The sequence below is a fragment of the Rhodococcus sp. NPDC056516 genome, from assembly GCF_042794655.1.
Lineage (GTDB): Bacteria > Actinomycetota > Actinomycetes > Mycobacteriales > Mycobacteriaceae > Rhodococcus_F.
The window spans coordinates 443,469-456,144 of the sequence record NZ_JBHTTG010000001.1 but is presented as its reverse complement, the minus strand read 5'-3'; the positions used below and the strand labels follow the sequence as shown (position 1 = coordinate 456,144).

General features: G+C 61.9%; 12 protein-coding genes. 5 read left to right on the top strand and 7 right to left on the bottom strand.

Annotated features, from left to right (window positions below):
• The first annotated feature begins 61 nt into the window (after nucleotides 1-61).
• From ACFQ6Y_RS02090 to ACFQ6Y_RS02080, 3 genes are all read left to right on the top strand, one after another.
• The gene (locus ACFQ6Y_RS02090) at nucleotides 62-1,471 is read left to right on the top strand and encodes an ABC1 kinase family protein (protein WP_378628418.1); all 1,410 of its coding nucleotides are present in this window, start codon (nucleotides 62-64) and stop codon (nucleotides 1,469-1,471) included.
• Nucleotides 1,472-1,548: 77 nt separating this feature from the next.
• Entirely contained in the window at nucleotides 1,549-3,276 is a 1,728-nt protein-coding gene (locus ACFQ6Y_RS02085; RefSeq protein WP_378628415.1) for a PucR family transcriptional regulator, read from the top strand.
• Between the two features lie 79 nt (nucleotides 3,277-3,355).
• Nucleotides 3,356-4,471, top strand: coding sequence for an NDMA-dependent alcohol dehydrogenase (locus ACFQ6Y_RS02080; protein WP_378628411.1), 1,116 nt, complete (start codon nucleotides 3,356-3,358; stop codon nucleotides 4,469-4,471).
• A 58-nt stretch (nucleotides 4,472-4,529) separates the two neighbouring features.
• On the opposite strand, the gene ACFQ6Y_RS02075 is transcribed toward ACFQ6Y_RS02080, so the two are convergent.
• Together ACFQ6Y_RS02075 and ACFQ6Y_RS02070 are read right to left on the bottom strand one after the other, a co-directional pair.
• Complete coding sequence (locus ACFQ6Y_RS02075; protein ID WP_378628408.1) at nucleotides 4,530-5,480, bottom strand: alpha/beta hydrolase; 951 nt, start codon at nucleotides 5,478-5,480, stop codon at nucleotides 4,530-4,532.
• Between the two features lie 245 nt (nucleotides 5,481-5,725).
• Nucleotides 5,726-6,316 (bottom strand): heme-binding protein, encoded by a 591-nt coding sequence (locus ACFQ6Y_RS02070; protein WP_378628406.1) that lies wholly within the window; start codon nucleotides 6,314-6,316, stop codon nucleotides 5,726-5,728.
• 169 nt (nucleotides 6,317-6,485) lie between these two features.
• Here ACFQ6Y_RS02070 and ACFQ6Y_RS02065 point away from each other — a divergent pair, with 169 nt between their 5' ends.
• Nucleotides 6,486-7,673 (top strand): sensor histidine kinase, encoded by a 1,188-nt coding sequence (locus ACFQ6Y_RS02065; RefSeq protein WP_378628403.1) that lies wholly within the window; start codon nucleotides 6,486-6,488, stop codon nucleotides 7,671-7,673.
• Nucleotides 7,670-8,299 (top strand): response regulator, encoded by a 630-nt coding sequence (locus tag ACFQ6Y_RS02060; RefSeq protein ID WP_378542115.1) that lies wholly within the window; start codon nucleotides 7,670-7,672, stop codon nucleotides 8,297-8,299. Before ACFQ6Y_RS02065 ends, ACFQ6Y_RS02060 begins: the two co-directional genes overlap by 4 nt.
• Nucleotides 8,300-8,320: 21 nt before the next feature.
• Here the strand turns inward: ACFQ6Y_RS02060 and ACFQ6Y_RS02055 are convergent, their stop codons facing one another.
• From ACFQ6Y_RS02055 to ACFQ6Y_RS02035, 5 genes are all read right to left on the bottom strand, one after another.
• Nucleotides 8,321-8,686: a hypothetical protein gene (locus ACFQ6Y_RS02055; protein ID WP_138870755.1), complete on the bottom strand. Its 366-nt coding sequence runs from the start codon at nucleotides 8,684-8,686 to the stop codon at nucleotides 8,321-8,323.
• Between the two features lie 17 nt (nucleotides 8,687-8,703).
• A complete protein-coding gene (locus ACFQ6Y_RS02050; protein WP_378628400.1) occupies nucleotides 8,704-10,167 on the bottom strand; it encodes a benzaldehyde dehydrogenase in 1,464 nt (487 codons plus the stop codon).
• A 153-nt stretch (nucleotides 10,168-10,320) separates the two neighbouring features.
• On the bottom strand, nucleotides 10,321-11,238 hold the full coding sequence (locus tag ACFQ6Y_RS02045) for a helix-turn-helix domain-containing protein (RefSeq protein WP_378542111.1): 918 nt from the start codon (nucleotides 11,236-11,238) through the stop codon (nucleotides 10,321-10,323).
• A 6-nt stretch (nucleotides 11,239-11,244) separates the two neighbouring features.
• Entirely contained in the window at nucleotides 11,245-11,526 is a 282-nt protein-coding gene (gene catC, locus ACFQ6Y_RS02040) for a muconolactone Delta-isomerase (protein WP_138870757.1), read from the bottom strand.
• Between the two features lie 13 nt (nucleotides 11,527-11,539).
• Nucleotides 11,540-12,661, bottom strand: coding sequence for a muconate/chloromuconate family cycloisomerase (locus tag ACFQ6Y_RS02035; protein ID WP_378531000.1), 1,122 nt, complete (start codon nucleotides 12,659-12,661; stop codon nucleotides 11,540-11,542).
• Between the last annotated feature and the right edge of the window lie 15 nt (nucleotides 12,662-12,676).

Sequence of the window (12,676 nt, the reverse complement as noted above, 5' to 3'; positions counted from 1 at the left end):
GGGGTCGCGTAAGTGATCTCACGGCAAAATGCTGGATGCGCTCGTTGAACGAGGGAGAGCTGTGCTGGATCCAACGCGACCTGTCGGGCCGTACTCGTCAGGAGTGCCCGCCACTGCCCTCGAAGTCCGCATGCCGGACCTCGAACGCTTCGGCCTCGCCCAGTTGTGGCGTTCCGCGATCATCGCCGTCGTGTTGTCCACATCGATCATGCTGGCACTGATCGTGTGGCCTTTCCGCAAGCGTGGACGCACCTGGGCGGACGCTGCTTCCGACGGGATGGTCGACGGCTTCATCGCGCTGGGACCCACCTTCGTCAAGCTCGGCCAACTGGTCGCGTCGTCGTCCGGCCTGTTCCCGGCCCCCGTCGCCAATGCATGCCTACGCTGCCTCGACGATGTTCCGTCATTTCCTGCCGAGCAGGCCAGAAGCGTCGTGCAGAAGGACCTCGGTTACTCCGTGGACGACCTGTTCGCGAAATTCGACGACGTACCTCTCGCGGCCGCATCGGTAGCGCAGGTACACGCGTGCGTTCTGCACGACGGCCGAGAGGCGGTCATCAAGATCCAGCGTCCGGACATCTATGCGCGGATGCTGATCGACCTGCGGGCGGCGTACTGGGGCGCGAACATCCTCGAGAAATTTGTCGAGTTCCTTCGAATTGCCAATGCCACCGCCATCATTCGCGATCTGCACAACGCCACGATGACGGAATTGAACAGCGCGGTCGAGGCCGACCGGCAAACCACTTTCCGGAACAACATCAGTGCGTTCGGCGACAACAAAGGAGTCACGACACCAGAGGTGTACTGGGACTACTGTGGTCCCCGCGTCATCTGTATGGAACGCATGCGCGGCGTTCCACTGGATCGGTTCGTCGCCGGTCCGGACGGAATCGACGAAGCCCGCATGTTGATCCGGCGCGGTGTGAAGGTCTGGCTCGAATCAGTCATCGTTCACGGTCCTTTCCACGGCGACGTACACGCCGGGAATCTGTGGGTCCTCGATGACGGCCGGATAGCAATGCTCGACTTCGGCATTGTCGGTGTTCTTCCGGAAACGTGGCGATCGATACTCTCCGATATGTTCCGCGCAACGATTGTCGACGGAGATTTCGCCCGCGTTGCCCGGGGAATTCGATCCCTGGGTTATGCAACCGACTACGAAGTCGACGACGCCCAACTGGGTATGCAGGTCGCCACTGCTCTAGCTCCGATCCTCGGCCGCGATCTGGGTGAACTCAAGCTCAGCGAGCTGATCATGGCGCTGATTCAATTGGGTAAACAGTGGGGTGTTGCGAGTCCAGAGGAATTGGTTCTTTTCGGAAAGCAACTCGGATACTTCGAGCGATATGCGACGGCGTTGGCACCTGGTTGGGTGATCGGACAAGACCTTTATCTGTTCAAGAACGTATTTCCCGAGGCAGTCGCCGAAAAGGCCCGAGAACTCGGCATCACCATGCCTGACGAATAAATTTGTCCCCTATTTCCTTATTCTGCATTTCGTCTGTCGGGGTTAGCCTGTAATGACCCACCGGCCGAGGAGCAAATGTGCAGCCACTTTCTGTAGCCCTCCCGCAAGCGACGACAGGTCCGAGGAGTAACGGGCCGCGTGTCGGCACCACCCTCGGCGCCCTCATGCAATCCACGGACAAGTCCGTGATCGAGCTACTGGAAAGCCCGGACGGGCTTGATGTCGAAATCCGTTCGATCGCCCTCGTCGAGTCCTCCGACATCGACGGCACCGACAGCCGAGGTGCGATCTCCGACATCTATCTTCCCGTCGGGGTTCCCGAATCGACGCTCACGCAATGGCTGCGAAAGTTCGAGGGCAGGCCGCCACGGCGTCGGCCGAAGCTCCTGCTCGTCAAAAATGCACGCGAGGCGACGGCGGTACTGACCGCCGCACGTAGCATCGGTATCGCCGTGGCCGCGGTCCATCCGCAGGCCAGTTCCGGCCACGTCTATTCGCTTGTACAACGTCTTCTGGTGCAGAGCTTGTATCGTTCGCGAGCCGCCGCCGGCGCTGTATCAGGCGGTGATTCCGATTTGTTCGCGCTCTCGGAAACGATCGCCGAATTGACCGGTGGACTCGTCACGATCGACGACACCGCACTGCACGTCATTGCATATTCTGCTGCTCATGAAGGCGAAGACGAGCTTCGTCAGCTCTCCATACTCGGCCGGGAATGGCCGATCGAATACACCGAATGGATCGAGAAAAGAGGTGTGTTCGAGCATCTCAGGCGCTCGGACGAGGTCATCAGTCTGCCATCCGAGCTGAGCATCGGCGCCGCACACCGTCTGGCTGTGAGCATTACCCGGCCCGGCCAGCCAGGGCCGACGGGTTCCGTTGCGCACCAACATAATCTCGGGAGCATCTGGATACAGCAGGCATCCGGACCTCTTTCCGACGACGCACGAGCGGTATTGCGCGGCGCCGCCGCTGTCGCCGCGCGCATTCTCATGCGGACGTTGGACGCCTCCAGCCGCGAAAACGCCCAAGTGGAAAGACTGTTCGGCGTTCGCTCCGGCGGGGTCGACATGCACTCACTCGCCGGCTCGTTCGGCATCAGTACCGACGGACCGGCTGCGGTCATCGGATTTGCGACATCACTTGCACCCGGATCGAATCTCGATCGAATCACCAACGCCTTGCGCCTGCGTGCCAGCGCATTTCGCCACGATGCCGTCACGACGATCATCGACAACCGGATCTACGTGCTGTTCCCGCAGGCCGAGCACGAGGTCGCGATCAGCGACTGGGCTTACGACACCGTGCGAGCGCTCGAAAAACGTGCGGGTATCAGCGTCCGCGCCGCCGTCGCAGTGCCGATCGCGCGGTTGCACGGCGTACCCGAGGCGCGTCGAGAAGTGGACCGCGTGCTCGATACCACCGATGATCACGGAACCTCGAAGGTCACCACACTCGCGGCGTCACGCACCGCGGTATTGCTGGGCGAGATACTCGACCTCGTCGCTGATCACGAGCGATTGCGCGACCCTCGTATCGACAGACTCATCTCCTACGACGACAAGAACACCTCCGACATGCAATTCACGCTCACTGCCTACCTGACAGCTTTCGGGGACGTGAAGAAGGCCGCATCCTCTTTGAAAGTGCATCCGAACACGCTGCGCTACCGCATCCGGCGCGCTGAACAGATCATGGGCATTTCGTTGGACGAGCCGGACACGCGACTTCTCACCGAACTGCAACTCGCCATATTGGGACGCACCCCGGACGAGTCTGAACGGTACGAAACGTCCGATCAGTGAGACGGATCTCGGACCCGTCTCGAACTCTCGAGTAGACAACTGAGGAAGCCGAAGAACAACTCTCACCTCAGGAGATACCTTGCGCACTCGTGGAGCCGTCATTCGCCAAGCACCAGGCACATACGAGGTGGTCGATCTCGAACTCGACTCACCCCGCAGTGGCGAACTCACCGTCAAGATGGTCGCCTCCGGACTGTGCCACTCGGACGACCACATCGCCAGCGGCGACCACGGCGTAGGCCGCTACCCCATCTGCGGCGGGCACGAAGGCGCCGGAATCGTCGTCGAGGTCGGGCCGAACACCGAAGGGTGGTCCGAGGGTGATCATGTCGTGTTCTCTTTCCTCGCCGCCTGCGGCCGTTGTCGTTGGTGTGCAAGCGGAATCCAGAACCTCTGCGACAACGGCGCCGCCATCATGACCGGCAGCAGACCAGGCGAAACCTCGAGCTACAGAATGTCTCTCGACGGTCAACCCGTCGCACAAACCTGCGGCCTGTCCACCTTCAGCGAATACACCACGGTCAGCACTCTCTCGGCGGTGAAGGTCGACAAGCATCTGCCCCTCGACGCTCTGTGCCTGCTCGGCTGCGGCGTCGGAACCGGTTGGGGCGCCGCCGTCAACTCCGCTCAGGTGTATCCCGGGCAGACCGTCATCGTCATGGGTGTCGGCGGAATCGGAATCAACGCGGTACACGGAGCCTCGCACGCCGGCGCCGCCCACGTGATCGCGGTGGACCCGGTCGCTTTCAAACGCGACAGTGCATTGAAGTTGGGCGCCACCCATGCCGTCGCCACCATGGAGGAAGCCACCGACATAGCGCGCTCGTTCACCAACGGCCAGGGCGCCGATTCCGCCATCGTCACCGTCGGCGTCACCACCGGAGAACATGTCGCGCAAGCATTCTCGTCCATCCGCAAGGCCGGAACATGCGTCGTCACCGGCCTCGGGAAGATGACGGACGTCGGAATTCCCGTGAGCCTGATGGAACTCACGCTGTACCAGAAGAGAATTCAAGGATCCCTGTTCGGCGCGTCGAATCCCACCGCCGACATTCCCTGGATGATCGATCTCTACACCAGCGGCAAACTCGAACTCGACGGACTGATCACCAACCGGTACACCCTCGACCAGATCAACGACGGCTTCGCCGACATGCATGCCGGTCGCAATCTTCGCGGGATCATCACCTTCTGAGCGAGTTCTCTCCGGACTTTCGATCGAGAGCAAGTCCGGAGAGATCCTCACTACGGCTTCACCAAGCGTTCATGGTGTCGAGGATTTGTCCTCTGGCCATCCACAATTCAGCAGACCAGTACGGCCACGAGTGAATTCCGGCGGGCGGAAAGCTGTACGTCGCTGGGATTCCCAAGGATTTCAGGCGAATCTCGAATGCACGCGCATGAACCCACGAGAGCGCCTCGAGTCCCATACCCGTCGCCGTGTGGAAGTACTCGATCGGCGCAGACGGATGGTCATACGGTCCCGGGATGCCGTTGGACGACGAAATGTACATCGACAGTCCGCGAAGCGATTCCGCGTTGACAAACGGGTCGTTGCGAAGCCAACCTGACGACCACGGCGGGCCCCACATCGAGTCGACGTTGTACCGCCCGGCATCGAACATCGCCACCCTGATCGCTTCACGCATGCCCGGCCCCGAGATGTTGATGTACCCGGACAGTGAGCCTGCGAACTTGAACTGATCACGATGGTGCCCAGCCAGGTTCAATGCCGCGCTACCACCCATCGACAACCCGATGATCGCGTTGTTGGTAGGCGAAACACCGTACCCCGCAAGAAAGTCTGGAAGCTCACGAGTGAGAAATGTTTCCCACCTGTACGTTATCGGCTGGGCATTGAAGTTCGACGGCGCGTACCAGTCCGTGTAGAAACTCGACTCGCCGCCCACAGGCATTACCAAAGTGATGTTGTCGTTGCGGTACTGATCGAGTGCGTTCGTTTCAAAACTCCAGGCATTCCTGTCGTTTTGCGCGCGAAGACCGTCGAGCAGGTACAGCGCGGCGTTGCCACCGCGCGCGGCCCACTGCACCTGAACCTTGATTTTTCCCATCGAAGACGGGACCCACAACTCGTCGTAACCACCCCATGGCGCCGAGCGCGCCGGAGTAGCACTCGCGGCGGTCGGACCGAACATACCGCCGAGAAGGAATATCGACAACAACGCCGCTACGAGCACCCGCACCCGCCGTGTATTGCGTTCGGGCAACGTGAATCTGATTCTCTGCAAGGTTGTGTCTTTCCCCGAAACTGCGCATGAAGAAACTGCTTCGGTAAGTGCATCGTCGGTTCCACTGTCGACGTGTTTGTCCCTTTGTGGGGTCTCCGGTGTTACAAAGCCGAGGTCATCGCAGCTAACGGACAACTGTCATGCCGAGCGAATCCGGGTGGCGAAAAGCACTATTCGCGAAGCACGCTCTCTGCGCTCACTCAGCCGAGCATCGAAGCGATCGCGTCTCGCCCAGCAGCGGCACAAGCTTGGTCCTGCATTCCGTCTGGAGCGCCACCGACACCGATACCGGCGATCGACCCGGCTCCCGCCTTCAATGTGACTCCACCTGCAAGGAAGAGAGTGCCGGGAAGGTCGGCGATGGTCGATCCTTCGCCTTTGGTACGCTGCAAGAGGTCACTGGTGTCGGCTCCGAAAGCTGCAGAGGTGTATGCCTTCTCACGTGAGGCCTCCACCGTGTGCTGGGCCGCGTTGTCGCCGCGCACCATGGCGATGACATTGCCGGCACGGTCAACGACGGAGACGGTGACGAAGCCGAGACCGTCGGCGCGGCATTTTGCCAGCGCTGCACCGGCAGCCGTCACTGCTGCGTCGGCGCTGAGTCGATTCTGAGTGACAACTGCCGAATCGCCGCTCGCAGCAGGCTGCTGCGTAGCAGTAATCGACGTGGTGCTCGATGCGTTCGCCACCGGTGTGTCGGTGCTCGAGCAGGCGGCGCTCGCAAGGATCGCGACAACCGGAATGGCGACAGCAAGCGTCCGGGGCAGTCGTGTGTAAATGCGGTGGTTCATGATGGGCACACTTTCAGTCGAGTGGTTCGAAACCGTCCACTACAGCGTCGCGTTCCGGTGGGGGTCCGCACATCGGGCGCTCGGGTGGCGAACAGTGCCCACAACGGCTACCTAGATGTCATCCGAATGGTTGATACGAGGGCCAGGCGCACTCCGTAACATTCGAGGGATGAGCAGTGGAGCCACGACGGATGCCGACGCCGACCTCGGCCTACGCGGTCCGTTGGCGTATGCGATCCACGCGTCGTTCTTCGTGCTGCTGTCCACGTCCGGCGTTCGGTACGTCGCAGTCCACGGCACCAGCGGTCGGTTCGGGGTGGTGCTCGTCCTGGCCGTGGTCCTCGCCCTGCTCTACGCCGTCATGGCTACGGTGTCCTCGCGAGAGGTGGTTCGCCAACGGCTCTGGATGTGGCCGGTACTGAGCACGTGGGCAGCGTTGGTCTGGCTTGCACCGAGTTTCGCGTGGTGCGCCTTCCCGGTTCTCTTCCTCTGCATTCGTCTGTATCCGAGCAAGATCGCCTACCCCCTCGTCGGGATCCTGGGCGTCCTCGCCGGTATCGCGTTTTACCGGGTCACCGGTCGCGCAGAATTGGTGACTCTACTTGGACCTCTGTGCACCGCTGCACTGGTCGCGGCAGCGTACGGTCAGATGGAACGTGATGCCCGAGAACGCCTTCGGCTTCTGCGCCAGGTGGCGGAAGCGCAGTCGGCACTGGCAGATACCGAACGGGCTGCCGGCGTTGCCGCTGAACGAGAGCGCCTCGCTCGCGAGATCCACGACACCGTTACTCAAGGACTGGCAAGCGCCCTACTTCGGCTCGAGGCAGCCGAACAAACCTGGAATACAACGGGTTCGCCGTCTCGAGCCGATGTCGATGCCGCAACAGAGAACATCCGCACGAGCCTGATGCAGAGCCGCGACCTCGTCCATGACCTCGCCCCGGCCAAAGGTGGCCCCGCTGATTTCGATACCCTGGTCGTTGCCGCCGCCCGCCAGTTCACCCCTGATGTTCGGGTTCGCACTGTGGGCGAACCGGTCGCCGTGCCGCCGGACGTGGCTCACGCCATCGTGCGAGTGGTCTCGAGCGCGTCGTCCAACATCGCCCGCCACGCTCGCGCCGAAACAGCGGGCGTGACGATCACGTATCTCGACGACTCCGTCTCCGTAGACATCTTCGACGACGGCGTCGGTTTCGATCCGGAAAAACTCACCGACCATTCTCGGTACGGTGGATACGGCCTACGTGCGATGCGGAGCCGCGTGGCTCAGCTCGGCGGATCGTTCACCGTGGAAAGCGCACCGGGAGATGGCACCGTCGTCGCAGCCCAGTTCCCACTCGAACGGAGGATCCGATGACCACCGCTATTCGAGTGTTCCTCGTCGACGACCATCTGGTCGTGCGCGCCGGGCTGAGAGCGCTGTTGGACACTCAGCCGGACGTCGAGGTGGTCGGCGAAGCATCGTCCGGCGAGGAAGCGGCTACGGCGATACCTTCCGCCTCGCCTGATCTGGTGATGATGGATCTGGACATGGGCTCCGGCATGCACGGTGCAGAAGCGATCAAACGGCTTCGAAACGACGGTGTCGACGTTCCCGTACTGGTTTTCACGACCTATGATACCGACGCCGACGTCGTGCGGGCCGTCGACGCCGGTGCCATCGGTTACCTACTCAAGGACTCGACCCCCGACGAGATCTTCGGAGCGGTGCGCGGCGCGGTTGCCGGGCGAAGCGTTCTCTCCCCTACCGTGGCCTCTCGTCTCGTTCAGCAGATGCAGCGCCCGCAGGAAGCCCTCACCGCGCGTGAGTCCGAACTGCTCAGCCTTCTCGCCGAGGGGATGACCAACCGCGAGCTGGGTAAGGCACTCTTCATCAGCGAAGCGACGGTGAAAACCCACCTCGGGCACATCTACGCCAAGCTCGGCGTCGATACCCGCTCTGCCGCAGTGTCCGTCGCATTGCGCCGCGACGGAATACGCTGACCCCTGCAACCGCCGAACAGCTCAGCCGCCCATCGCCTTACGCACTCCGTCGATCAGTTCGAGGAATTCGGCCTTCGGAGCGAAATCGACGTACTCCGAGTCCTCGATCGCGCCGGGAACGTGACCGGGTGCCCAGTAGAAGACCTCTCCCGCATTGTAGATCTGCCGACCCGATTCGGAATCTGTGTAGATCCTGCCTTTCAAGACGTATCCGTAGTGCGGACATTGACAGCGCCCACCTTCCAAATGCGCGAACGGTTCGGCAAAGTTCGCTCCGGCAGGCATTTTGACGAAGTTCACGATCATGTCGCCTTCTTCTCGCATTCGCAGTTCGAATTCGCCGTCCTGCAACACGACGGGAAGCTCGTGAGCCGAGATGGTGTGCATCGGAGTTCCTTTCGACTTCAGAACGGGAAGGTCTGAGCGGCGGGCCGGCTGGTTCGCCACTGCCAGGTGGTGAATTCGTCCCAGCTGCTTTGAGTTCCGAATCTCGCGCCGTTTCCGGAGGCACCCGCACCGCCGAATGGTGCATAGGCATCGTTGTTCAACGTCTGATCGTTGATGTGCACTATGCCGGTCCGCAGACGGTCCGCGATCCGCTCGCCGCGTTCCACCGATCCTGTTTGAATGGCCGCTACCAGACCGTATTCGCTGTCATTGGCAAGTCTGACGGCCTCGTCTTCGTCCTTGACGACCACGACGGGCGCCACGGGTCCGAAAATCTCTTCGCGGAACGCGGGCATGTCCGAGGTGACACCGGCCAGGACGGTCGGCTGATAGAACAGCCCTTCGTAGGTTCCACCGGCGCGGATTTCGGCGCCGGCCGCCTTGGTGCCCTGGACGATTCGATCGACGTTGGCAATCTGCCTCGCGTTGATGAGCGGACCGAGAGCGACGTTGCCTGTATTGGGATCCCCGACGGGTAGGACCGAGGCACGCTTGGCCAGTAGGTCCAGGTACTGATCGGCGACCGACTCCAGCACGATGTGTCGGCCCGCGGTCATGCAGACCTGGCCCTGATGCAGGAACGATCCCCACGCACCCGCCGAACTCGCGGCATCGAGGTCTGCGTCGTCGAGGACGATCAGAGCATTGTTCCCGCCCAGCTCGAGCGAGACACGCTTGAGCGTGCGTCCGGCCGTTGCTCCGACCTGACGGCCGACGGCGGTCGAACCCGTGAAGGACACCATCGCGATGTTCACGCTCTCGCACAATGCCTGACCAGGCTCCGCGTCACCGGCGAGCACATGCAGGAGACCTTCGGGAAGACCTGCTGCCGTGAACAATTCCGCGATGACCGCGCCACCGCTGATCGCAGTTTGAACGTCCGGTTTGAGAACGACGCCATTTCCGAGCGCCAAGGCGGGCGCGACAGCGCGCATGGCGAGGAGAAGCGGGAAGTTCCACGGGCTGATCACGCCGACCACGCCCAGGGGCACCCGGCGACCGATGCTCGTACGCCCCTCCTGGCTGGCAGGCAGGAGGTGTCCGAACGGCTGTGTCGGCAGTGCCGACGCCTCCCACAGTTCGGAGACGACAAGATCAACTTCGAACGCGGCTTTCCCTGGTACGGAACCACCTTCACGAATCAACCAGCGCTCCACCTCGGCTCGCTCGGCTTCCAGAATCTGCGCCGCCTTACGGATCACCGAAGCTCGGGCCTGCCCGATCGTGGCCGCCCACGACGGCTGCGCGGCCGACGCGATGTGTGCCGCTCGATCGATATCCGCAACCGTCGCCGTCCCGATCACACCGAGCACCTCGCCGGTAGCCGGTTCGACGGACTCGACGGTGTCACCGCCCCCATCGATCCATTGGCCGTCGAAAATCTTTCCGTGCCATTGCTGATGAGCGAGCAGATTCGTCATGAGTTCCTCGATTCGTAGCTTCCGCTGCGGCCCTCGCTGTTCGCGGGCCTGAGCTCTTCGCGAGCTTGAAAAGCGATCTGGAACACACTCTGCCCCGGTATTCGGGCTCCGAGTTGTCGTGATCGGACACGTTTGTTGTTCGGATGCGACAGATCAGTGACGTACTTCCGACGGCGCCGTACCGAATTCCGCTTTGAACGCACGCGAAAACGCCGGTGCGTCATGGAAACACCATCGCGCGGCCAGGACGGAGATCGAGTGATCGCGCAGTGAGACGTCGGTGAGATCGCGGCGTACACGGATCAACCGTTCTCGACGGATCAGCGCGTTGAGGGTCAGACCCCCGTCGCCGAAATGACGCTGAATTGTTCTCGGTGACATGTGCAGCGCACCGGCGATCGACGCGACCGAGAGGTCCGGTACATCGAGATTCCGAAGCACATATCGCAAGATCGCCTCACGCGAGGAACTTCCGGGTGTCGCGGGCGCAAAGTCTTGCACCAGGACTGCCGCAGCGAGATTGACTCCGGCATCTCCGAGAAGCCCTGCGGCGCTGCCGTCTACCTGCGATGCAACAGCGCCCGAGATGAAGTTCTGCAGCAATGCACCGGATCCGCGCCGGCCGTCGTGGATGCGCGCGAGCGCGCAATTCAGTTCTCGTTCGGTCAGACTCATTGCACCGCGGGGTACGGTCATGACGGTGCACGACCAGTGGCCGTCGAAACGCAACGCGTACGGACGCTCTACGTCGTAGAGAATCATCGCGCCCGGCGGGGCCGTCAACTCGCGATCGGATTGGCGCAGGATCGCTCGCCCGGTTCGGACCGTGCAGATCTTGAGCAGATCGCTACCGTGTCGCTTTGCTGCGCGCGTACTCCGCCGCAGTATCTGAGGTGAACCGGTGATATCGAAAGCGCCTACGTCCCCGAGACTTACGCCGCTGACCGTGCCTACAGGCGCGGCATCGACGGAGCTCTCGGGGGACAGGCCCCCGAACGTCTCTGACATCTCGCAGTGCCACTGCTGCACAGATTCCAGCATGCCCGGAGGTGTGGCAGACACGGCAGACATGGCGGGCTACTTGATCGAAGATCCGTGCTGCGTCAATGGCATGACCTCGATGCTCATGTACGGGAACAAGGGGAGATTCCAGAGAATCTCGTGCAGTTCGTCAGCCGACTCGACGTCGAAAATGCTGATGTTGCTGAACTGTCCCACAATTCGCCACAAATGAACCCACTTGCCCTGGCGCTGAAGGTCTTGTGAGTACGCCTTCTCCGTCGCGACGGTATCGGCGCGAACTTCCGGATCCAGGTCGCGCGGAATATCGACGTCCATCCGAACGTGAAAGAGTGCCATGTTCCTTTTTCCTCTAGTTCCTGGTCCAGGTCTTGACGGCGTCCATGTTCAGTTCGACTCCCAAGCCAGGCCCGGCGGGGAGGTGCAACTGACCCTCGGAATACTTCAGGGGTTCCTGGAGCAATTCCTCACTGAAGAGCAGAGGGCCGAAAAGTTCTGTTCCGAAGTTGATTCCCGGCTCGGCGCACGCGAAGTGCAACGAAGCGGCTGTTCCGATCGGACCTTCGATGGACGTCGCACCGTGGCACGCGATACCCGCGGCCTTGGCAATCGCGACGATGTCGCGGCTGCGCTGCAGGCCACCGCACTTGGTGGTCTTGAGGGCGATGACATCGGCGGCGCTCCGGCGAGCGATTTCCAGAGCGTCGTGTGGGGTCTGCACACTCTCGTCGGCCATGATCGGAATTGGTAGAAGCCTGCTGAGTTCGGCGAGGACCTCGATTTGGTCTGCCGGAGTGGGCTGTTCGATCAGTTCGACTCCGCCCTCGGCGAGTTGCGGCAGGTATCGCAGAGCGGTGAAGCGATCCCACCGCGCGTTGACGTCGACGCGAACACCGGCATGACCGTCGAGCGCCTGAGCGATCTCGACGATGCGCGCAACATCGACGGCAGGATCGAGTGCGCCCATCTTCAGTTTGAAGCTGAAATTGAGTCGGGCTTCGAGCTTTTCGTGAGCTTCCTCGATGATCTCCGCCGCCGGCGCCGCGCCCAGTGCCCACGTGACGTCGACGCTCTCACGGAAGGCCCCGCCGAGCAGCGTGTGCACGGGGACTCCCAGGCTACGAGCCCAGGCGTCGTGCAACGCCACGTCGACGGCGGCCTTCGCGAATCGTGCATTGGCGACAACTTTTTCGATGTCGGCCATGATCGCGGTGATCTGATCCACGCGCCTGCCGACCACCACGGGCGCGATGTACTTCTCGATGATGACCTGCATCGTCTCCACCGATTCGCCGCCCCACCACGGCCCGCCCGGAACGACACCTTCGCCGTATCCGATCACTCCGTCGGAGGTGCGAATCGCGACCAGCAACAACGGCTGCGCCGTCATCGACGTGGTGGCGAACTTGTGGGGGCGAACCAGAGGAACGTCGAGGATGGTCGTCTCGATGGAGACGATCGACAGGTCTGTCATCAAATCACTTTCTGT